The organism is Pseudoalteromonas sp. CST2 (assembly GCF_028599385.1).
Classification (GTDB): domain Bacteria; phylum Pseudomonadota; class Gammaproteobacteria; order Enterobacterales; family Alteromonadaceae; genus Pseudoalteromonas; species Pseudoalteromonas atlantica.
This window is the reverse complement of record NZ_JAQREO010000014.1, coordinates 66867-88703: the sequence shown is the minus strand read 5'-3', so window position 1 is coordinate 88703 and position 21837 is coordinate 66867. Positions and strand designations below refer to the sequence as shown.

18 protein-coding genes are annotated in these 21837 nt (G+C 41.5%); 7 read left to right on the top strand and 11 right to left on the bottom strand.

Going from position 1 to position 21837, the window contains the following annotated elements; genetic code table 11:
* Nucleotides 1–78 precede the first annotated feature (78 nt).
* The 9 genes from PSH41_RS16180 to PSH41_RS16140 form a co-directional block, all read right to left on the bottom strand.
* A complete protein-coding gene (locus PSH41_RS16180) occupies nt 79–1968 on the bottom strand; it encodes a monovalent cation:proton antiporter-2 (CPA2) family protein (protein ID WP_054983878.1) in 1890 nt (629 codons plus the stop codon).
* Nucleotides 1969–2063: 95 nt separating this feature from the next.
* Nucleotides 2064–2957, bottom strand: a complete 894-nt coding sequence (locus tag PSH41_RS16175) for a DUF4097 family beta strand repeat-containing protein (RefSeq protein WP_273589505.1) — start codon at nt 2955–2957, stop codon at nt 2064–2066.
* Nucleotides 2958–3163: 206 nt separating this feature from the next.
* Nucleotides 3164–5692 (bottom strand): TonB-dependent receptor plug domain-containing protein, encoded by a 2529-nt coding sequence (locus PSH41_RS16170; RefSeq protein WP_443197754.1) that lies wholly within the window; start codon nt 5690–5692, stop codon nt 3164–3166.
* Between the two features lie 280 nt (nt 5693–5972).
* On the bottom strand, nt 5973–6818 hold the full coding sequence (locus PSH41_RS16165) for a DUF4198 domain-containing protein (protein WP_024033999.1): 846 nt from the start codon (nt 6816–6818) through the stop codon (nt 5973–5975).
* A gap of 34 nt (nt 6819–6852) precedes the next feature.
* Nucleotides 6853–7362 (bottom strand): DUF2271 domain-containing protein, encoded by a 510-nt coding sequence (locus PSH41_RS16160; RefSeq protein ID WP_273589504.1) that lies wholly within the window; start codon nt 7360–7362, stop codon nt 6853–6855.
* Nucleotides 7362–7994, bottom strand: a complete 633-nt coding sequence (locus tag PSH41_RS16155; protein WP_004586014.1) for a PepSY-associated TM helix domain-containing protein — start codon at nt 7992–7994, stop codon at nt 7362–7364. The genes PSH41_RS16160 and PSH41_RS16155 overlap by 1 nt, the downstream gene beginning before the upstream one ends.
* Nucleotides 7995–8116: 122 nt before the next feature.
* Nucleotides 8117–8515 carry a YbaN family protein gene (locus PSH41_RS16150; RefSeq protein WP_273589503.1) on the bottom strand — a complete coding sequence of 133 codons (399 nt, stop codon included), beginning with the start codon at nt 8513–8515 and terminating at the stop codon, nt 8117–8119.
* 128 nt (nt 8516–8643) lie between these two features.
* Nucleotides 8644–9963: a carbohydrate porin gene (locus PSH41_RS16145; protein ID WP_273589502.1), complete on the bottom strand. Its 1320-nt coding sequence runs from the start codon at nt 9961–9963 to the stop codon at nt 8644–8646.
* A 102-nt stretch (nt 9964–10065) separates the two neighbouring features.
* Entirely contained in the window at nt 10066–10548 is a 483-nt protein-coding gene (locus PSH41_RS16140) for a MarR family winged helix-turn-helix transcriptional regulator (protein ID WP_004586011.1), read from the bottom strand.
* A gap of 532 nt (nt 10549–11080) precedes the next feature.
* Between PSH41_RS16140 and PSH41_RS16135 the strand changes: the two genes are divergently transcribed.
* The 4 genes from PSH41_RS16135 (at nt 11081) to PSH41_RS16120 (ending at nt 17060) form a co-directional block, all read left to right on the top strand.
* Complete coding sequence (locus PSH41_RS16135) at nt 11081–11932, top strand: D-hexose-6-phosphate mutarotase (RefSeq protein WP_273589501.1); 852 nt, start codon at nt 11081–11083, stop codon at nt 11930–11932.
* Between the two features lie 31 nt (nt 11933–11963).
* The gene (locus PSH41_RS16130) at nt 11964–12497 is read left to right on the top strand and encodes a PH domain-containing protein (protein WP_273589500.1); all 534 of its coding nucleotides are present in this window, start codon (nt 11964–11966) and stop codon (nt 12495–12497) included.
* The gene (locus PSH41_RS16125; RefSeq protein ID WP_273589499.1) at nt 12490–14034 is read left to right on the top strand and encodes a PH domain-containing protein; all 1545 of its coding nucleotides are present in this window, start codon (nt 12490–12492) and stop codon (nt 14032–14034) included. Before PSH41_RS16130 ends, PSH41_RS16125 begins: the two co-directional genes overlap by 8 nt.
* A 206-nt stretch (nt 14035–14240) precedes the next feature.
* Nucleotides 14241–17060, top strand: coding sequence for a TolB family protein (locus tag PSH41_RS16120; protein ID WP_273589498.1), 2820 nt, complete (start codon nt 14241–14243; stop codon nt 17058–17060).
* A gap of 84 nt (nt 17061–17144) precedes the next feature.
* Here PSH41_RS16120 and PSH41_RS16115 read toward each other — a convergent pair whose 3' ends face one another.
* Nucleotides 17145–18290 carry a tetratricopeptide repeat protein gene (locus PSH41_RS16115; protein WP_273589497.1) on the bottom strand — a complete coding sequence of 382 codons (1146 nt, stop codon included), beginning with the start codon at nt 18288–18290 and terminating at the stop codon, nt 17145–17147.
* Nucleotides 18291–18338: 48 nt separating this feature from the next.
* Nucleotides 18339–19472, bottom strand: coding sequence for a PepSY-associated TM helix domain-containing protein (locus tag PSH41_RS16110; protein ID WP_273589496.1), 1134 nt, complete (start codon nt 19470–19472; stop codon nt 18339–18341).
* Nucleotides 19473–19836: 364 nt separating this feature from the next.
* On the opposite strand from PSH41_RS16110, the gene PSH41_RS16105 reads away from it, so the two are divergent.
* The 3 genes from PSH41_RS16105 to PSH41_RS16095 all read left to right on the top strand — a co-directional run bounded on the left by PSH41_RS16105 (nt 19837) and on the right by PSH41_RS16095 (nt 21817).
* Nucleotides 19837–20451 (top strand): PQ-loop domain-containing transporter, encoded by a 615-nt coding sequence (locus PSH41_RS16105; protein WP_029773076.1) that lies wholly within the window; start codon nt 19837–19839, stop codon nt 20449–20451.
* 71 nt (nt 20452–20522) lie between these two features.
* A complete protein-coding gene (locus PSH41_RS16100; RefSeq protein ID WP_273589495.1) occupies nt 20523–21347 on the top strand; it encodes a hypothetical protein in 825 nt (274 codons plus the stop codon).
* Nucleotides 21344–21817 (top strand): pilin, encoded by a 474-nt coding sequence (locus tag PSH41_RS16095; RefSeq protein ID WP_004586002.1) that lies wholly within the window; start codon nt 21344–21346, stop codon nt 21815–21817. Before PSH41_RS16100 ends, PSH41_RS16095 begins: the two co-directional genes overlap by 4 nt.
* The last annotated feature ends 20 nt before the right edge of the window (nt 21818–21837 follow it).

The window sequence follows — 21837 nt, the reverse complement described above, 5'->3', positions numbered from 1 at the left end:
AAGTAAATATAACTATTTATTTGCCTCTTAGCGAGGCAATACCATTATCTCTAAAAACTCAAACTTAACCACCTGACACTACTCAAGATGAGAATCATCAGGCTTTTTAGGCCTATCAGCTAGCTCTGTTAGGCCGTCTTCACAGTCGCCGCTGTCGCAGGTATTTAAATCACTTTGTGCCTGTTTGTCTTGTTGCAGTACTTGTTTTAAATCTTCCATACGCTGGCGCACGGCTACGCCGTAGCTGGCGTCGTCGCCCCACAGTTCGGCTAGTTGCAATACGGCAGCGCGGTCGTGGTCTCTAAATAGTTTTCCGGCGCGCTGGGCATCTTCTTTATTGTTACCTAATAGCTCTAATGCATCTACCGCTAGGTTAATGGCGGAGTCGACCGTTTCGCGGTTAAAGGCATCTACTTTTAAATTAAGTAATTGATACGCGTGGCGGCGGTCGATAGCGCGGGCAACAATTTTAAGCTGCGGGTAGTTTTTATGCGCAAGCTTAATAATTTCGAGGGTTTTGTCTGCATCATCTATTGCCACAATTAGCATTTGCGCGGTGTGCGCGCCTGCGGCTTCTAGCAGCTCTTGGCGGGCAGCATCACCATAAAATACGGTATTGCCAAAGCGGCGTAGAAGTTCTATTTGGCTTGGGCTGTGATCAAGTACAGTAATTTCGTAGCCTTGGGCGTGTAATAAGCGCCCCATAATTTGCCCAAAGCGACCATAGCCTGCAATTATAACGTGTTTAGCACTGCTAATTTGCTCGGGCTTGTCGAACTCGGGCGCACTGTTACTGGTGCGTTTTTGTAGCTGCTCGTAAGCCATTAATAACAGTGGCGCAACCAACATTGAAACAGCCACTACTAACGTCACGAGGCTTGTTTGCTCTGGCGTTAATATGCTTAATGTAGTGGTTACACTTAAAAGTACAAAAGCAAATTCGCCGCCTTGTGCCAGCGCTAGTGCAAACAGCAAACGCTGCTTTTTACTAATATTAAAGGTAATGGCAAGGGCAAATAAAATGCAGGCTTTTACTACAATAAGCAGCGCAACGAGTGCAATAACGGTTGTAAATTCATCCGCTAATAATTCAAAGTTGATTGATGCGCCAACAGTGATAAAAAATAGCCCTAACAGTAGGCCTTTAAAGGGTTCTATATCGGCTTCTAGCTCGTGTCTAAACTCGCTTTCGGCAAGGACTACACCGGCTAAAAATGTACCGAGTGCCGGTGATAAGCCAATACTTTGCATTACAAGGGCAATAGCCACCACTAAAAATAGCGCAAAAATAGTAAATATTTCACGCATGTGGGTTTGCGCTATGTATCTAAATAACGGCGCCGACACATATTTACCGCCGGCAATAATAGCGGCGATAACCGCTACCGATACGCCAACTTGCTGCCATACCGGCCAGCTTGCAATAATTGAGTCGCTAATGTCTTTTGAGCTACTTTGCGGCGCAAAAGCCAGTAGTGGCAGGAGCGCTAAAATAGGAATAATGGCGATGTCTTGAAACAGCAAAACCGAGAATGCATTTTGCCCGGCTTCTTGCTTTAGCCAGCCTTTTTCTTCAAGGCTTTGCAGTACAATAGCGGTTGATGACAGCGCCAGCATTAAGCCAATAGCCAAAGCGGTTTGCCAATGCATGGTAAAAACCCAATAACAAAACGCAAAAATAGCCGCGGCGGTAAGTACGACCTGTAAGCCGCCAAGCCCTAATATTGAATGGCGAAGCTTCCATAAACGGGCTGGTTGTAGCTCAAGGCCAACCAAAAACAGCATCATCACTACGCCAAACTCGGCAAAGTGCATTACATCTGTTTGATCCCCCACAATACCCAGGGCGTAAGGGCCAATTAGTATGCCCGCAATTAAATAACCAAGTACCGAGCCAAGTCCCACTCGCTTGGCAATAGGTACAGCCACTATGGCCGCCGCTAAGTAAATTAAAGCTATTTCTAACACGCGTATATCCTAATAGTATCAAGGCTTTTAGCATGGCTTAGTGGCTTTAAAAATACAATGGGTCATGTGGCTGAAAATGGATCATTTAGTCATAATTAATCGGCTACTTTTACAGGGCCGTTAATGTTATCAATGCTTACATCACCAGAGCCCGATTCGGTAATGGTAAGCCCCATAGCGTGGTTTACACGAATATTGCCCGAACCATCTTCAATGGTTACGCTTGCTTGCACGTGCTCAATTACTAAATCGCCAGAGTTATCGTCTACATCTACTGCGCCATTAATGTTATTAATAGCCATGCTGCCTGAGCCATCTTCAACAGTTAAGGTGCCGCGCACATTACTAATACGCATATCGCCCGAGCCATCATCAACTACGGCGTTGCCGCTAACATTATTAATATTTACGCTGCCAGAACCATCGGTAAGCGCTAAGTTACCAGTGATGTTTTCAAGGGTTATATCGCCTGAGCCATCTTCAATAGTAAGGTTTTTAGCGCTATTGATAGATAAGCTGCCTGAGCCGTCTTCTACGTTAATGTTATTTTGCATGGCGCTTATTGCAATGTCGCCAGAGCCATCATCAATATCGAGCATTAAATTACTAGGCACGGTAACCACTAAATCAATGTGTGGCGATTGGCCGCTGTAAAAACGCATACCGCTGGCAGTATTGTTGTTTGCAACTAGGGTAGCTTGTTTGCCGTTTTGCTCAAGGGTGAGTGTGTATTCGTCTTCAATGTTGGCGGTAAAAATTGTGGCATCTACCCTTATGCTGGTGGCATTGGGCGAGCCTTTAATTTCGAGAGAGCCTGCACCGCTTAATACGTTTAAGTATTCTAGGTTATTACTTGGCAGTGATAACTGCTGAGTTTGTTTTACTGAGGCAACGCTTGGCGATATATGAAACACACAGCCGCTTAATAATAAAATGCCGCCAATAAGTGAAAGTGGTTTTGTAATGTTAGATACAGTTGATGAACTCATGTTTAGTCCTTTGTGTTTGTTATTTATGCATGTTTTGTATAAGCATAGTAGAGCAAAAACGAGACCAATTGTAAGTCATTGATTTTATTGGGGTGAGATGTGTTTATGAAAAGTGGATTTACTAATAAGTGGTTAAATACACTAAGAAGTAATTAAAAAAGGATGCACATGGCATCCTTTTTAAGTGTTTGCTTTTAGGTTATTTATTAAAAGCTGTAAGTAATATTACCGTATAGGAAACGCCCGTCTAATCCGTACGGTGCATATGGCGTGTACGGGAATATTTGGCCAAAGTCAGAGTAACCAATGTTATCTACCGTTGCTTGTGGGTACTGATCGAACAAGTTGTTTGCACCTACTGCAAATTTCCAGTATTCGTCTGGACGGTAGGCTACTTCTAGGTCGGTGATCCATTTAGGGTCTATGTACTCATCGCGATCGGCGGTAGTTGAAATATCGGCCACTTCACCGTAGCGCGTTGCACGAAGGGTGGTTTGCCATTCGTTAAAGTTCCACACTGCTGATAGGTTCCATTTGCTATCTGGTGTGCCTTCTTCAAAGCGGCCTACTTCGCGACGTGCAAATACAACGTAGTCGTCACCTAGTGAGTTTAGCTCGCTTGGGTTGTCGTCTACGTGCGTTACTTCGGTATCGTTAAAGTTAGCCGCTACGTTTAAGCGTAAGTCACCTAAATCGCTTAAATCTAAGTTATAGGTAGCAACAATATCAACACCTTGCGTGCGCGAGTCGATAGCGTTAGTAAAGTAACGTACGCTTTCTGTGTTTAGCTCGCCGGCATTTTGCAGTATTTCTACTACGGCATCGCCCTCTAGGTTTTCAGACAATACAATACGGTCATCAATATCAATGCGGTAGGCGTCTACAGTTAGGCTAAAGCTGCCTTGCGTGTACATAAAGCCAGCCGTTACGTTTACTGACTCTTCGGCATCTAGTTGTTCAGCACCTAGCGCTTGCGCTGCCGCTGAATCGGTAGGGAATAAACCTACTTCAAACGGTTGGTTGTTCTCAAGTACGGTAGAGATTTGGCGGTACGAGCTTTGCGCAAGTGATGGAGCACGGAAACCTGTGCTAATTGCGCCACGCAATGATAGGTTTTCGTTAATGCTGTAACGCGACGCAAGCTTTGATGTAAATGTATCGCCAAAGTCGGTGTAATCTTCGTAGCGACCCGCTAAAACAAGGTTCCAGTCTTCTGTTAGGTAAGTATCAAATTCAACAAATACCGCTACGTTATGGCGGCTTTCATCGGTTACGCTTTCTGGGCCAAAACCAGCTAATACTTGTGCGCCACCGGCAGCAATTGGATTGCCATCACTATCTAAAGCGGTAATGTAAGAGGCTTCTTCGCCTTGCTCAATTTTGTAGCTTTCGTGGCGGTATTCTGCACCTACAGTAAAAAATACGTCATCTGGCAAGCCAAAATCTAGCACTGTATTTACCGTAGCGTTTACTAAAAACTGATCGTAAACCAATGCACCGTTGTCAAATTCGGTTGGGCTGTCGGCACCTAGAGATGTATTTATACTATTTACAACGCCGAAACCAAAGTCGTTACGGCCGTAGTTGGTACTTACATCCCATGTCCATTCGCCAGTTTCGCCTTGCAGGCCTAGGGCAAATGAGTAATCTTGTACGTCGGTTTCAATTTGCGGTAAAAAGCCGTCTGGGTACACTTCTAACACGTTGCGGCTGTCTTTTGCACGGCGGTAAAAACCACCTGAATTACCTTCGCGTTTTGAGTAGCTACCAAACGAGTACAGGTTATAGCCGTTATCAAAATCGTAACCCATGTTGTAAAACAGTGCGTAGTCTTCAAGCTCTGCTTTACCAAAACGGTGGTTGTAACGGTCGATAGTAAATTCGCGTGGGTCTAGGCTGCCATCTTCTAGGCGGTCGTATTGCTCGCGCGGGTCAAAGCCTGAGCGCTGCGTAGAGTCGTTATCACGATACTCAATTGATACGTTAACAAAGCCGTTATCTAAAAGCTCAAAACCAGAGTTTGCGCTAATTGTACGGCTTGCGCCGTCGTTTACTTCGCGGTCGGCGCCGGTATTAAAGGCAAGGTTGCCACCGGCATCTGCGTAGGTGCTCTCTAGCTGAGGTACGCCAGCCATTTGGGTGTCATACTCGCCGTAGGTTACGCTTACGCTGCCCCCTTCTGAGGCATCTTTAAGTACAATGTTAATTACACCGGCAATGGCGTCTGAGCCGTACTGCGCTGCTGCGCCATCACGTAGTACTTCTACGCGTTTAATGGCTGATGTTGGGATCATGTTTAAGTCAACAGCGGTAGAACCACGGCCAACAACACCCGCTAAGTTTAATAGCGCGCCAGCGTGGCGGCGTTTGCCATTAATAAGCACTAGGGTGTGATCGGGTGCTAAACCACGTAATACAGCAGGTTTAGCGTGGTCTGTACCATCACCCATGGTGGCGCTTGGGTAGTTAAAGCTAGGTACTTGGTTGGCCAGTATTTGGCTAATTTCTAGCTGACCCGTGCTTTGCATATCACCACTGGTAATAATATCTACAGGTACGGTACTTTCGGCAATACTGCGCAGGCTTCTGCGGGTACCGGTAACCGAAATCACTTCAATACTTTCTTGTGCTTGAGTGTCTTGTTCTGCAGCAAATGCAGGAGAATAAGACGCGCCAAGCGCAGAGGTAACGGCCAGGCTAAGTGCTACTTTTTTGGCTGATAATTGCTTTAACATGATGTTGATTCCCTTAAGGGCTGCTGACTATTGATTTTTCAAAGGAGCGCATAATATAGAAGGCACTACCTGTGTGCAAAGATAAAAACTGTCTAAGTTATTCTAAGTTGTTAACAACTAAAATGACAGTTTACGCCCGCTATAGACGTTTAGATCGCTCGAGTTGCAATCTTGTGTCGAATGGTTGCGAATTCAAGGGGAGTGTGAGTAAAAGTTATTAAAAAGTAAAAAGGCCACGCGAGTGCTTGGCCTTTATTTATTTTATAAATTACGCAAAAAATTATTCAGGTGCTACTTCTAACGTCGTGAATAGAGCATAACGACCGGCATCTACGCCTTCTTCGTTTACTTTAACTTTGTTAGAGGTTTCGATTAGGTATAGGCCTGGCTCTTTCCAGGTTGTGCTAAACATGCCGTTTTTGTCGGTTGTTACTTTTATTTCGCCACGTTCGTTACGGTAGCGTGTATCGCCTTTTAAAATGCTTACTTCAATGCCTTCGCCCGCTGGCTTGCCATCTTGTAGTAACTGAAAACGCGCTTGCTCGCCAACAAATAAATCGTTTGGATGCGTTGGGCCGCTAAGCTCAAGGCCTAAACCAAGTTGTGCAGGCTTAGAAGTACCGTTACGGCTTACAAATGTATCTACTGTAGAAATCACTTTAGTTGTGGTTACATCTTTTGCGTTGCTTGGTAATTTAGCTTCTGACTTTTTACCAAATACGCGCTTGCGCTTACCTTCTTCGTTTTTGTAGAAGGTCATGTACATTGGCTTTTGCGTCATGGCAATGTGGTAAGTACCTTCTTCTTTTAGGCTTACCGCCGCTGAGCTTTTACGCTTTAGGTAATAAGCACGAATGGTCTCAGACACTTCTTCACCGTTTGGTGCAAGGGCCATAAGTAGTGTGTCGTCGTACTCTGCGCCTTTTTCTTTTGGCTTAAAGGCTTTGTCGGGTGCAAATATTTCGTTAGAAATACTCGCGTCAATCATTACGTAGTGCGCTTTGTCGCCAGATAATGACGTGTGCGAAGGTAATAACCAGCGCCCATGTGCACTTGCCGATGTAGATACCAGCGCCGATAAGCTAAGTGCGCCAATTAAAGCCGTTTTTAATAAATTAATTTTCATTGTATTTCCTTAAATTCAAATGATTAAGTAGCAGCTACTTAGTGCTTACGGTTACAAAACTTGTCGAAAATTCTTTTTTACCTTCAATGGTCACTTTGCCAGCTTGCGATAAATCAAGCTCTACGCGGCTGTAATCACGGCCGCCTTCTTCGCGCACAACCTCAATGTTTAAAAGGTATTTGCCAGGCTTTACGGCATTGCCGTCTAAATCTTTACCTTGCCAGTTAATGGTGTAAGTACCTGCACGCTTAGTTGCACCACTTATGCCGTCAAAGTTAATGTCGGTTTTACCCGCTTTACGCCACCATTGGCGCAAATCTTTAAACCATTCTGCTTTTTGAACCCATAGCGCAAGCGTCGTTACGTGTTTACGCTTTGGCGTTTCTAGCCAAACAGCTACGTATGGGCGGTGGTAAGGTTGTACACCAAGATCGGGTAGGGTTAATTCAATCTCTAGCTGTGGCGTTTGTGCCTGCGCAGTTGTTTGAAATAATGCGGCAACCATTAATAGTGCTGCACTTAGTACCGTACTTACTTTTAACATTAAGACACTCCTTTAATTTGTGGCACCCAACATAAATAAATAACCAAAGGCGTTGCTATGCCTAAAACGGTTATCCATATTCCTGCCAAGCGTTTTTTTCTGTTTTGAAATAAAATAATCATCCCGGTGATTGAAAAAATAATCATCAATACCGCTGAAATATCAATAACCCAGCTCCACACAGCGCCACTGTGGCGGCCTTTGTGTAAATCGCCAATCAGGCTTAAAAAGCCACCGGTTTGGTAATCTAGGTTTAGCTCACCGGTTGTAAAATCAAGCTCTGCGTAAGCAAAACCTGCCGGTAGTGGGTAGTCGAGCATAACCAGCGCGTCTTCTTTTTCCCACTCAATGCTTTTAACTTTAGTGAGCGCGTATTGCTCGGCAAAAAACGCTTCTATGTCTGGGTAGAGAGTGGGTAATGTATCTAGTTGAGTATTCGCTTTAGCCATTAACGCTTGAGGAATAGCGGTACTTACTTGGCCGTTGCTTTTGTCGTTTTTAAGCCAATCAACATGGTTAAGTACAATGCCGCTAACGCAAAATAAAATAAGCAAAAAAAACAAAGCTGTAGAAATATAAATATGGAGCGCACGGCTTGTGCTGTACAAAGCCCGCTTATTAATAAACGCCATAAAAACAGTAATTAAATTAAATTTAGAACATGATAATCATTTGCATTAACTATTACAAATTTACTTACTTAACTTTACATTAAATTTTTGGCAAAACAGTGTGTGCATGCAAAAAAGGGTGGTTATTTAGCACTTGGTGGGTGCGAGGGCCTTAAAATTAGGTAAATCATAACGGCTATTTCAATTACGCCAACAAGGTAAATAACCCAAACAGGGGCGTTTGAGTAAAGCAAAAATACAAAACCAATAAGCATACCAATCGCGGCGTAGCATTTTGCTTTTATAGGCACTACTTTATGCGCTTGCCATTGTTGTAAGGTAACGCCGTAACGAGGGTGGTTAAGTAGCCAGTGTTCAAGCGCCGGTGATGAGCGAGTAAAGCAGGTAAGCGCAAGAATAAAAAAAATGGTGGTAGGCATAACCGGCAGCACAATACCAACAATGCCAAGAGCCACTAACAGTAACCCAAGTGCTTTAAGCCATAAGTTTTTATAACAAATAAATACTGCTTTTATATTCACTTAGGCTCTTTTAAGTAATGGCTGTTAGTTAGGATTGTAGGCCAAATAGTTATAAAATCGAACCCTATAAACGCAAAAAAGGGCAAACTAAGTCTGCCCTTTTAAAATACTAAATATGTTTTACTTATTTAGAAGTAGTAACCTACGTTGATGTTAAAGCGACGTTCTGTGTCGCCATCACCTGCAACGGAGCCACCAATAAATGGCTGGTTACGTGCTTGAATAAAGTCAAAGTAAGTAAATAATGCACCGGCCGATACGCTCATGCCTGTAACGTTCATCCACGTATCTGGGCTGTCGTCAGACTTGTCGTAAATAATGCCGTAATCGTTGTAAAATTGAACGCCTGTTACTGGGCCCCAATCAAGCGATAGGTCGTAAGCTACGTTAAAGTTGGTCATGGTTGCTTCGCTTGATACGGTATCGTAGTAATCAAACGCGCCAACTACAAAGCGGTTGCTGTTGTCATCTAGGTCGTAGTCGTACTCGCCGTGCTGAAATTGAATATTCCAGTTATTAATTTGGCTATTTACATGAAACGCCCACGCGCCGTAGTTACCTGCACGGCCGTTACCGTCGTGCAAACCACCGCTTAGTAGTGATACGCCAATATCGGTTTTAGCGTTTTCGCTGTGCTCAATTTGATACACTGTACGACCAGCAAAGGTATTGTACTCACCAAGGCGTGAACCTGGTGCGTCGTAGGTGCCTTCGGTTGTTGCACGGCTACCAACAATATCGTAAGAGTAACGTTCGTTAACTTCTGAGCTGCCATCAACGCCGCCTACTTCATCATTTTTGAAAAAGCCGAGGTCTAGTTTCCAGTTGTCTTTAAGTTTACGGTTTACTGTTACACCTAAATCAAAGTCATCTTCTAGGCCAACGTAGTAGTTGGTGCTAAAAAAGTAGCTGTGTGAGTTGTATGGGCCGTTACCAAACGGTACAGGTGCAATACCAGCTTGCGCTTCCCAGCCATCTGTAAATTCGTAACCTAAGTATGCATACTTAACAATGGTCATGTAATCGTAAAAACGAAAATCACCATTTACAGAAATATCGCTAATTTCACCCGATAAGTTAAGGCGAAATACTTCAAAGTCTAAATCGCCGCCACGGTCTTGCGTGTCTTCATCGTAGGTGTTTGTGCTGTAGTTAAAACGTACGGCACCGCCAATTTTAATGCCTTCATCTTCTTGTTCAGGCGCAGCGGCGGCAACAACAACTTCTTTGTTGTCGGCCTTTTTACTGATCTCGGCAACTTGTTGTTCGTGTTGCTTGTTGATTTGGCTTTGCTTTGATTTTTCATCAGCAAGCTGCTGTTCAAGCAACTGCATTTGTTGCTTAAGCTGCTTTAATTGGCTTTGCAGTGTGTCGAGATCGGCTGCATTAGCTGTGCTTGCTGCACCGCCAAGCATTAGTGCTAGCGTTAATTTTGAGAGTTTAGTCATTGTTGATGCTCAGGTTTTGATTAAAAAATAAAAAAATTCAAGGTGCCCAAAAGCCCCTTACGAATGATGTAAGAACTAATTTAAATTTATTTTTTATTTTTTTTATTTATTTGGTGTTTGAGTTAACGCGCCTACCTCTAACAGAGGTGATGCGTCTAACTTATCAGCATCCATCATTGCTGCAACGCGTTGCATAGATGAAAGCAATAAACTTTGCTCCCACTCTGCAAGTGCAGAAAACTTTTCAATAAAGTGTTCTTGCAGTGGCTGAGGTGCTTTTTCTAGTAACTCTTTCCCTTGCTCGGTGAGGTATAAGCTCACTCGGCGTTTATCCATTTGACTACGAACGCGTGTTACAAGGTTTCTGCTTTCTATTCTATCAAGAATATTAGTTACAGTAGCCGGGCTTAAGTTAACATTCTGAGCGATACGGCTTGCTGTTATTCCATCGGTGTGCGCTACTTCTTGCATTATAAGCAATTGTGGGCCTGTTAAACCTGATGTTTTATTTAGCTGCTTAGAATGTAAGTCAATCGCGCGGATTACTTTACGTAAAGAAACTAATAATTCGTCATATTTTTGCATTTGCTTATCTCGTCGATGGGCCAAAGGTGTGCCGTAATCGCGGAATGTTACACATCAAATAAATTGAATTCAAATAATAAATTAAGCTTGAGCCCATGTTTATTGGTTTTTATTAGTTTGAGCAGAAACTAAAATAGTATAATTTTGTTTAAAATTTATTAAATGTTATTAGCATATTGTTTGCATTGTGGTGCGCACACTACGTATGTTGTGAATAATTGGCAAGTCTTATGGTTTAGACTTTAGTATTATACCCACCTGCATTAATACCTTAATAAATTTAACATGCGTTTGCCTAAGCTTACCCGCGGTTTTACTGCCTTAAAGCATGGCCATTATTTATACGCATTAGTGTTATTTATAACAGCTGTTATTAATTGGTAATTGTTTGTAAGTTAGCTGTGTATGTATTAATCGCCAATGAACAGATTATGCACGCAATGTTTAGTGAGTATAGCGTATACTTTGCACATGCATTATTGTTTATATGCACATGTTAAAAATCTTTAATATCAGCATTGTAGGGAAAAACATGAAATTATCGCCATCAGTTAGCATTGAACAAAGCGAAACCGGCCTAGAGTTTATAAAAGTTGCGAGCTCAAAGTGTGATGCAAAAATATTTTTGCAAGGCGGGCAAATTACCGAGTTCATCCCAAAAAATAACAAGCCACTTATTTGGGTCTCTAAAAACGAGACGTTTCAAGAAGGGGTGAGCATTCGCGGTGGTATTCCTATTTGTTGGCCTTGGTTTGGTAATCATGAAAACCAAGATTGGCCAGCACATGGCTTTGCACGTACCAGTTTATGGCAAGCTGATGCTGTGCATGAAGATGATGAGCACATTACAATTAGCTTAAACTTACCCATGAAATTAGTTAACCCAACGTATTGGCCGCACCAATCGGCGTTAAAGGTTGAGTTTGTTTTGAGCGAGCAATTACAGGTGCGTTTAACAACCACTAATTTAAGTAATAGCCCTTTTAGCTATACGCAGGCTTTGCACAGCTATTTTCCTACCTCAGATATAAAACACACCCATGTAGAAGGTTTACAAGGCGCGCAATATATTGAATTTGGCGAAGGGCCGTTTGCGCAAAATGCGCCAGTGAAGTTTACCCGCGAAACCGATATGGTTTATACCCAGGCCGCTAAGCAGCAACACATTCACACCCCTGATGGGATTATTAATGTAAGCCGCGAGAACTCAAGCTCGTGTGTGCTGTGGAACCCATGGATAGAAAAATCTAAGCGTTTATCTAATTTTGCTGACGATGAATACCTGAGCATGGTGTGTTTAGAAGCCGCCAATGTGTTAGAAGATAACGTGACACTTGAGCCTAAACAAAGCCATACGTTAGTTACTACAATCAGCTGGGCTTAACAGTCAGTAAATAGGAAAGGTACTTAAAATCGTGTTTGATAATCAGCAAGTAATGGATTTACCAAAGCATAGCGAAATACAGCTCAACCCCTTGGCCGATAAAGCGTTACTACACGTGCAACTTAATTGGCTGGCGTTTTACATTCCTTTTTGCGCGGTACTGTTTGCTGTTTGTTACTTTAACGAAGCGTTTGCTAACAAAGCACAAACCTACTTGCTGATAGGCGTGCCTATTTTAATATTGCTTTCAATGCTTTATAACGCCCTGAGTATTAAGCTGCAGGGCTTTGCGCTGCGCAATCACGATATTGCGTTTAAAAAAGGGGTTATTTGGCAGCAAATAACTATTTTGCCCCTCGCGCGCGTACAGCATATGGAAATTCACCAAGGCCCCATTGAGCGAAAACTAAAGTTAGCCAGTTTAAAGTTATTTAGTGCCGGCGGGGTCAGTGCTGATTTACAAATAAGTGGCTTAACCCACGCGCAGTGCAAAAACATACGCCAATTTGTACAAAATTATCGCCAAGACGGCACACCCGCGCAGGTTGAATTAGCAAATGAGTAATACCATTAGCGAGGAGCAACGTAGCTCACTACATTGGCAAAAAGTATCGCCTTGGGCGGTGTTGTATTTTGTGGTGTATTTTAGTGTGCGCTTTGTAAAAGACGGGCTTTTAAACCTGCTGCCTATGCTTGTGGTGTTTGTAACACAAGTAGAAAACAAGCTGTTTTGGGCGCAAGTTGCAGGTGCTATTGCGATAGTGACACTGCTAATATATTCAATTTTATATTACATAAATTTTAAGTTTTGCATTAGCGACGATCACGAAATTTTGCTTAACAAAGGGGTGTTTAAAAAAGAGCGCCTAACGTTAAAATTTTCGCGCGTGCAAAACGTTAATATTGCTGAGCCCTTTTATTTTACGCCCGTTAATTTGGTTAATTGTATTTTTGATGCCGCAGGCAGCGTAACCCAAGAGGCGGTATTGCCAGGTGTTACCAAAGCCTATGCACAGCAAATGCGTAAACAAATTTTTGCCTTTAAGGCGCAGCAGCAACCCGACGAGCAAACACCCTCAAGCGAGCATTTTGAAGCAGAAAATAGCTTACATATCAGTAATAAAGAAATCGCTAAATTTGGCTTAATGTCTAATATGGCTATATTAGCAATGGCCGCTATTGCGCCTTTTATAAATGTGTTGGTTGATTTTTTAGAGCAGCAAATTATTGCTAAGGTAGAAGGGTTTTATCAGCAAGAGCTTGGTTTACTGGCAAGTGCTGCAACCTTTGCCATGATAACGCTTATTGCTTTGCTTGTTTTAACGGCTGTGATGTTGTCGGTAGGTATGTCGCTTATTCGTTTTTATAACTTTGAGCTTTACTTTAAAGGTCAAAAATTTAAACGTATTGCTGGCTTATTAGAGCGTCATCAGTTGTCTATGAGCATGGATAAGGTGCAATCTATAGTTATAAAACAAAACCTAATGGGGCGGTTACTAAAGCGTTTTACCGTTGAGTGCTTACAAGCAAGTAGCGGCGGTATAGCGGCGGGCGTGGCTGCTAAAAAAAATAAACAAACCTTAGTGTTACCCGTTTTAAATAGCGAGCAAGTAGATAGCGTTTGCCAATGGATTTACCCGTGGTTTAATAGCAAAAAATTGCAGTTTAACGGCGCAGAACCGGCCTTACTTTATAAAAACTTGAGCTTTTATGCCTTAATTCCAAGCGCTATTGTACTGTTAGGCTGTTACTTAGGTGACTTTAATGCCTGGCTTAGCTTGGGAGTATTACTTATTTTAGCGGGATTAGTAACGCTTGCTTATCAGCGTTATGGCTATTATTTGCATGAAGACAACGGCCGTTTTTACATGGTGGTACGCAAAGGTATGATAGGTGTGCATTACCGTGTGTTTGAACTGTATAAAGCGCAAAGTGCACGCAGTATTAGTACCTACTTTATGCGCCGCGCAGGGCTTAAAAGCCTGTATATACAACTTGCATCAGGATTTGCCTTTATGCCCTATATAAAGCAGCAAGATGCTGATTATATAATTGATTTTACTCTTTATCAGGCGGAGTCAACGCAGCGTAACTGGATGTAATTATACCAATCGACTTACATATTTAGCCTTTTTAGGTTGCCAAATAAAGCGTTAACGGCGTTATTGATTTTGCATGTAAAACAAGGCATTGCTTAATTTAAAAGCTTATAAATTATACACTTTCATAAGCTTTGTTACATTTTTTTACTGCAACATTAGTTGGTTTAATAATACTCTAAGTGGTATCAATCATTTAAAGGATTATTATGAAAAAATCACTCATCGCTGCTTCTTTGTTATTAGCCACACCTACCTTAGCTGCTGATTGGCAAACTATTCATACCGAGCATTTTAATGTGCATTACAGCACCGAAAACGCCGATTATGCTAAATCGACAGCGGTCGAACTTGAAATAGTACGCACCAAAGTGCTTGAGCAGCAAAACCGAGCGCTCGATAAAGTAGTTGATGTGGTGGTGTTTGATCCCCTAAATGCGCCCAATGGCTTTGCTTTACCTACTTCTAATAATCCTTTAATGGCCCTTTTTACCACGCCCCCGCAATCAGATACGGTGGTTTCTAACATTAGTGGCTGGCAGCAATTACTGATATTGCACGAATATATTCACTTAGTGCATTTAGCGCAGCCCACACGCAACACGTGGCAGCAAAAAATACGGGGTGTGTGGGATATTTACGACTTAACTTACAGTGATATGCCGCGCTGGGTAGCCGAAGGTTATGCAACCTTGCTTGAGTCAAAAATGACGGGCCGAGGGCGACTATTTGATAACTACACTGAGTCAATGCTCATTGAGTTTGCCCAGCAGGGGGCATTGCCTAGCTATAGCCAGCTAAGCGATACAGAGGGCGGTTTTATGGCTGGCTCTATGGCGTATTTAATGGGCAGCCGGTTTTTAAATTGGCTAGAGCAAACTTATTCAGCGCAAATGCTCGATGCCGTTTGGACACGTATGCAGGCAGTTAAAAAGCGCGATTTTAACGAGGCCTTTACTGGGATATTTGGCCAAAGTGCGGCTAAGTTATATGGCCGCTTTATTGCACAATATACCTATAAAGCGATGGCTAAAGAGCAGTCAGAGCCTGCGCTTAACAGCGAGCTGTGGTTAAAGCTTAACTTATACGCAAGTAACCCTGCGCTTTCAAAAGATGGCAGTAAACTTGCGATTGTTGAGCGCGATAAAGATAAAAAAACCAAGCTTATTATTTATAGCACGCAGGATAATACTAAAGCTGAAGATGAATTTACAAAAGCACAAAAAGCGCTATTAGAAAACGATGCATTGGATATACCTGATAATGCCCCGAGTGTATTTAAACGTGAGAAAAAGCACGTATTAAATCAAATAAACAGAGCGGGAATTGCTAATCCACAATGGGTAAATAACAACACACTTTACTTTAATGCTTATACACGTGAAGAGACGGGTATTTATAACAAAGTGTCTGATATTTTTAGTTATAACACCGAAACCGGAAAAGTTGAGCAGTTAACTAAACTTGCTGGCTTACGCCGCTTTAGTGTTACAAACAATGGAGAAACTCTTTACGCCGAGCAAGTACGTGGTGGCTACTCAGAATTAGTAAAAGTAGACTTAACAACGCAAACCATTACCCCTTTATTTACTAAAAGCTTAAAAACAGCTTACGACTACCCAACTTTTAGCCCTGATGAAACCCAATTAGCTTATGTATCAGCCAATTTAAATGAGAATTGGCAATTGTATATACAAGATGTTGCCAGTAATACTCACCAAACCGTGCCTATGCCAAACGGGTATCAATACCTAAGCCAACCCAGCTTTAGTAAAAACGGAGAAAAAATTTACTTTGTAGCTGGCTTAAAAGGCTCAACTGATATTTATAGCTACCATATTGCAAGTAGCACATTAACTAAACTTACTCAGGGCCAAGAAGCCGTTGCCCACCCGCTAGAAACAAACGAAGGGGCATTACTTTATTTATCTATTACTGCTGATGGGCCTAATGTAAAGCAATTACCGAGTACGCTAGAGGGGGAAATAGTCACTGATTTAGCACTTGATAATAGCGCGCCACTGCTTTTAGTTGATCAGTACACTTTGCCTAAAGCAAAAATATATAGCGAAAATGTAGGTAAACAAAGCAGCTACGATGTGCTTGAGCAGCATGCGAGCCTAGCGCTAGGCGCACAGTATTACTCGGCCGCTTCAAGTGCTTTAAATATAAATGTTAAAAGTAGTGACTTACTTAAACAGTTAGACCTTCAAGCGGGCTATAGTGTTGATTTAAATGATGATGCTTTGCACGGTGGGTATGCCCAGGCAAAATACAATGCACTGCCAGTTAAGCTTAAATTGAGTGTATTTGATTATGATTTAAATACCGCAAAACAATACCAAGCGAGCGAAAATGCAGATGTATCTGCGCGAGGTGGTTTTGCAGCCTTAAGTTACCCGATTAAATATGCGGCGTTTAGCATAACGCCAGAGCTGGCTTATAACTATACCGATTATAAGCAAGACTATAATAAATGGGCACGCATAGGCATTACACAAAGCTGGCAGTACGACCGCCAAGCATTTGCTATAGGGCAAAGTGTTAATGCCCAGTATTACGATGGCAGCAGTAAAAACAATAATTGGGATGGCTATGATTTAGCGGCCAAAGTATTTGGTAAAGCGTTTGATGTGCCGCTTTATATTAATTTTACTCAAAAGCAGCGCGATGATAGCAGCTTAGCGCTAGGCGGATTTAGCTCAAACCTAATTAGCGAACACCAAAATAGTGAGTTTGTGCTTTCATCAGAGCTGCCATTTTATAGCACAACTGCTGAGCGCTACATGGGTTATGGCGGTGGTTTTAGCTTTAAAGAAGGCATGCCGTGGCTTTATTACAAACAGCATCAGGTAGATGATGCGGTATACGCACAAAGTTATGGTTTAAAGTATCAAGGCAATTTTAGCTTTGGGTTAGGCCCAGTCGGTGTGAACGATTTAACCTTTAATATGGGATTATCCCGCGTAGAAGGCGATAGCTTTGAGGATGAAATGCGCGGCTGGTTTAGCTTTTACTACTCGCTTTAAGTAAATTGCTATAACACGCTAATGCACTTGTGTAATAAGTGCATTAGCAAAAGCCGCGTTTAAACTAATTTAAAATACCGATGGTTAATTGTGCTTGTTTAGCGACGCAAGCTTAGCTTGATATACGTTTAGCCTTTCTTTATTGCGCTCATACTGGATGGCTTTTTCTAGCAAGCTTTGTGTTTGCGCTGTGTTACCTTGTTGGTAGCGAATTTTAGCCAGCTCTAAATAGAGCTCCGATATATAAGGGGCTTTTGCAATGGCAAGTTCGAGTTGTTTTTTAGCTTGAGTGACCTTGCCCTGATGTAAGTTATTTTTAGCAATAACGAGTAGCTCGTAGGGATCTTTTTCTTTATCAACAAGCTGGCTTGTTAGGCGTTTTTCTAGTGTTTTATCTCCCAGCTCTTTTGCTAATATTCGATAGTTATTAATTAAATTTATACTTATATCGTTTCTATCAAGCGCGGTTTGGTAAATCATGTGAGCGCTTTTTAAATCGCCTGCACGGCGGTGCAGCACGCCGGCTATATTAAACAGCTCTGCATCGTTTGTGGTAAAGCGGTTGGCTTGCATAATTAAAGAGTAAGCCTTATTAAGGTTGTTTTCGGCTAGTGCCGTGGCGGCTAAGTTGCTATAAAAATTAGAGAGTAAATCGTTATACGTAGCGCTGCCTGAATAAAAGCTGCCGCGGGTGGGGAAGTAATCAATTAACGTGCCTGCGCGAATTATTACAATAATATCTTCATCTGTTTCTTTTTTTGGGGCGTAAATTTTCGTTCTAAAGTGGTTAGCAACATAAATTACATTGCCTTCTTTGGCATACACAGGTTCGCTCGTCATTTCTTGAAAGCTGGTTTCGAGATTTAAAAGCTGCGCATAGCTTTGCGTAAGTATGGCTAAACTAATGCAGTTACCTTCTGAGCGTTCAATCGCTTGTTGGGCTGTGAGGGTGGCGCCATCATACTTAAAGTTGGTGAGCTGGTTTTGCAGGTAATTAAAAATAATTTCATCAGCGCGAACATTGCTTAAACGTGAGTGTGCGTAGGTTAAAAATGCGCTTTTTTCAGGCTCCGACAGCTCAAAAATACTGTGCTCGCTAGGTGTTTTAACCTGCTCGAACAGCGAGTGATTTATTATATGGGTAAGTTGTACTTTTTTAATTGGCGCTTCGGGCGGGGTGCTACTGCAAGCAGTTAGCAATAAACTAAGTGTAAAAACTAAATATTTCATATATCACCTCACTGTGATTTTTAACATTACAGCGAGGTGATTTTTTAATCAAGCACTTACAGTGCGGTGTTTACTTAAGCGGTTTTTTTGAGACTGTTTTTTACGCTTACGGCGAGTAAACCATAAATAAAAGCCAGTACCGCCAAGCCAAACGGGGCTTAAACCAATAACACACCAAATTATTTTACTAATGAGACCTGCAAAATAACCAAAGTGTAGTTTTCTAAAGCTATCAATTACTTGCCAACCTACACCCACTTCGCGAATGTCCCAGTTAGCCATATGCTCGCCCGTTAGCTTATTGTAAGTCACGGTATTGGCATATTCACTGGCAAGCGGGTTGCTGGTATCAACCTCACCAAATAACGTTATGTTTTCGTCTGGCTCAAGCGGCATTACTAAAAACGTACCGTTAAAGGTGGGTATTTGCTTTTGGCTGTCATCAAGTACGTGCTGAAAAGAAATCTCTTCATTGTATAAATTTTTAGTTAATACAAAGTGCTCTTCTTCTGCGTGTTCAATTACTTCGTGATACCACACCGCGCCGTTAAAGTAGCCTCCGGTGATGGCTAAAATTATAATAATTGGCGAGCCAATTACGCCGGTCATTTTATGAATGTCGCTAAGTACTATTTGCAGAGTTGCACGCCAGCGTATACTAAATAACCGCTGCCAAAACTTACGATAAATAATAAGACCTGTAATACCCAGTACTAAAAAGAACACCGCAAAAAAGAACCCTAAAACAGTGCCAGTTTGCCCTGGTAAGCTTTTTAAATCGTTAAGTAAAAAGGTGTAATGTAAGTCTAAAAACCAGTCGGTAAAGTAATGGCTAGTGCCTACTGGCTCCGATAAAATATTGCCCGTGTATTGATCTAAATGAAATTTATACCAGTCCTCTGTACCGCGTTTAATTAAATAAACCCGATCAGCAGTATCATCGTTAAATATTTCCCAGCTACCAACAACATACTCAGGGTAGGTTTTTTGAGTTTTTGTTATAAGTGTATCAATAGGTAAGCGGTTGGCTTGTTGTTGTACAACAAAGTGACTGTCTGGCATTAGTAAGCCGTCAATCTCGCTTTTAAATACCAAAACGCTACCAGTTATACTGATAACAAGCAGCGGAATAAGCGCTATAAGGGCTACCCAGCTGTGAATTTTAAAAAGTGTTTTTCTCATAGTTTATTTTTTGTGTAATTGCCACAGACCTGCGTATGATAACAATTATCAGTTCTATTTCATAGTTGTGCGATGAATGCACAATAATTGTTTTAGAGCGAGCCGATCTCTAGAGTCAAATGTGTTTAAGCTGTGGTGTAAGGTTGGTAACTTTTAAATGCAAAGAGGCTCTGGTGTTCACTTAAAGTAACGCTTTTTGTACAGCTATCTTGCCAGTGCCTAATATAGGTTTACGCTAATTTGTTGAGTAAAATGTATTCATCATTACAATGCGCGCTCACTTTAAAACCCTTTTAAAAACATATGTTTATTTATTGTTTCAGGCGGGTTTTATATTAACATTTAAGTAACGAGCGAGGTTGTTTTGGCGCACTATCTACCTATTTTGTCGGCTTTTATTTTAGTTTTTAGCTTTTTACCGCTATTGAGCAAAATTAGAAAGAATCGCAGTGTGTCGGGGTTATCACTATTAATGATGACCTTTGGTTTAGCACAAAGCCTCTACTTTATTACCTACAATATTTATTTTGAACGCTACTTTATTGCTTTACCATTTTTTGTAACTGGGGCGCTAAGTGGTTTAATTTTATATTACTTTGCACGCTATAACGCCGCAAAAGCTGAACGTATACAGCTTGTGGCTATGCTTGGCTTTTCGTTATTACCTTTTTTATTGCTGTTAAATAAAAGCCTAGAAACATCATCGGTGCTCAACGCCCTTACATACGTAGGGCTGGTAATGAGCTCAGTGCGGGTTATGCCGCAAACGTATAAAACCTTACGCAGTGGTAATATTAGCAATTTAAGCGCCCGCTACTTTAGCTTGCAGTTTGTAGCAGGTACTTGTGGCTTATTTGTAGAGCTAAGCAGTGCTATGCCCAGCACCTCGCATATTTTAATGTTTGTTATGCTACTACTTACAAATGCCGTGCAATTTGCATGTATGCAATATTATAAAATGCGCCCCGCAATGGCTTAAAAAACAATCGTCTTCTATTTATATTGTGCTAAATATGTGGCAAGTTACTTTATCAAATAAAAGGATAAAGTATGAATTGGAATCAGTTTGGCTACATTTGCCGTGTCTATAGTTCTAAAACATTAAGTGCCGCACAAAAAGAAGAGCTAACCACACAATCGTATTTAGCCGTTTATGCTAATAAATACGCAGACAGTAAATTAGCCAATTGCCTTGCAGCAAAATTTGCCCTGCAAGATGCAGGTATTTTGCAAAAACAAGCCCTGCATTATCAATGTGTACCGCAGCTAGTTAGCGGGTATAAATTTGAGCACAAAGGCATTTTTAGCTATTTAACTGCTGTTTTTTTTATTTATGTTTTTTCTTCGCTTTTATATCAGTCTTTTGTTGTTCCTACATTTGTAGAGATATATAGCAATCATATGGCTTCTTCCGCGCACACCTTAGGTGATTACTTTTCTTATTGGTATGTGCCAATTATTCTATTGGTTTTACTGCAAAGCATTATTTTTATAGTAACTTTTAAAATTAAAAATGCATGCGCTTTAACCGACTCGCAGTCTTTTATTGGTTTATCAAAAGCTTTACTTCCCCGCAGTTTAATTAAGAAATACGATCGCCTAATGACAACGCTTAACTTTGCGGTAAATTTCAAAGAGGATGAAAACGCCGCAATAGTCGAAACTAAACATTTGGCTAAGTGTGATTCGTTAGGCTACGAAACTCATGAAGAGTTTAAAGTGTTACTTGAGCAGCAGCTGGAACAATTTAATTTGCAGGCTAAAGGCTTTATAAATAAGCTGGTTATTCTGTATGGATTAGTCATTGTTGTGTCAATTTACTTATTTGTGAAAGCGGCTTATCAACCAATTTTTATGCTAGGAGAAGTGTTATGAAGTCAAAAGGATTTACGCTAATTGAATTGATGGTCGTAATTTCTATTATTGGTATTTTGGCGGCCGTTGCTTTACCTCAATACAGTAAATATATGCAAAAAGCTGAACTTGTTGATCCGCTTGCTATGGCCGCAGTAATTAGAGAAGACGTAACTACGTATTACATTGAAAATAGAGAGTTTCCTAAAAATAATAAACAAGCAAACGTGCCTGAAAGTAAATATTTAATAGGAAATCGAGTGACAGGTATTTCCATAGAAAACGGTGCAATTAACATTAGCTTGGGGAATAAAGCCTCGCAGCCTTTACAAAATACAGTTTTAACTTTTAGACCCGCAGTCGTTACTAATAGCCCCACAAGTCCTATTGCATGGTTATGCGGTTTTGATGAACCTGTTGTAGGGATGCAAGCTGTGGGTGAAAATAAAACGACAGTACCTAAAGATGTATTACCTTCGGCTTGTTTATAACTAATTTAGGGGGTTAACCT

What these genes read in the sequence shown, in the direction of transcription:
- PSH41_RS16140 (WP_004586011.1), bottom strand. Translation starts at nt 10,548, where the DNA reads ATGCAAAAATATGACGAATTATTAGTTTCTTTACGTAAAGTAATCCGC.
- PSH41_RS16120 (WP_273589498.1), top strand. Translation starts at nt 14,241, where the DNA reads ATGAAAAAATCACTCATCGCTGCTTCTTTGTTATTAGCCACACCTACC.
- PSH41_RS16095 (WP_004586002.1), top strand. Translation starts at nt 21,344, where the DNA reads ATGAAGTCAAAAGGATTTACGCTAATTGAATTGATGGTCGTAATTTCT.
- PSH41_RS16100 (WP_273589495.1), top strand. Translation starts at nt 20,523, where the DNA reads ATGAATTGGAATCAGTTTGGCTACATTTGCCGTGTCTATAGTTCTAAA.
- PSH41_RS16175 (WP_273589505.1), bottom strand. Translation starts at nt 2,957, where the DNA reads ATGAGTTCATCAACTGTATCTAACATTACAAAACCACTTTCACTTATT.
- PSH41_RS16145 (WP_273589502.1), bottom strand. Translation starts at nt 9,963, where the DNA reads ATGACTAAACTCTCAAAATTAACGCTAGCACTAATGCTTGGCGGTGCA.
- PSH41_RS16125 (WP_273589499.1), top strand. Translation starts at nt 12,490, where the DNA reads ATGAGTAATACCATTAGCGAGGAGCAACGTAGCTCACTACATTGGCAA.
- PSH41_RS16160 (WP_273589504.1), bottom strand. Translation starts at nt 7,362, where the DNA reads ATGTTAAAAGTAAGTACGGTACTAAGTGCAGCACTATTAATGGTTGCC.
- PSH41_RS16115 (WP_273589497.1), bottom strand. Translation starts at nt 18,290, where the DNA reads ATGAAATATTTAGTTTTTACACTTAGTTTATTGCTAACTGCTTGCAGT.
- PSH41_RS16155 (WP_004586014.1), bottom strand. Translation starts at nt 7,994, where the DNA reads ATGGCGTTTATTAATAAGCGGGCTTTGTACAGCACAAGCCGTGCGCTC.
- PSH41_RS16165 (WP_024033999.1), bottom strand. Translation starts at nt 6,818, where the DNA reads ATGAAAATTAATTTATTAAAAACGGCTTTAATTGGCGCACTTAGCTTA.
- PSH41_RS16170 (WP_443197754.1), bottom strand. Translation starts at nt 5,692, where the DNA reads ATGTTAAAGCAATTATCAGCCAAAAAAGTAGCACTTAGCCTGGCCGTT.
- PSH41_RS16135 (WP_273589501.1), top strand. Translation starts at nt 11,081, where the DNA reads ATGAAATTATCGCCATCAGTTAGCATTGAACAAAGCGAAACCGGCCTA.
- PSH41_RS16110 (WP_273589496.1), bottom strand. Translation starts at nt 19,472, where the DNA reads ATGAGAAAAACACTTTTTAAAATTCACAGCTGGGTAGCCCTTATAGCG.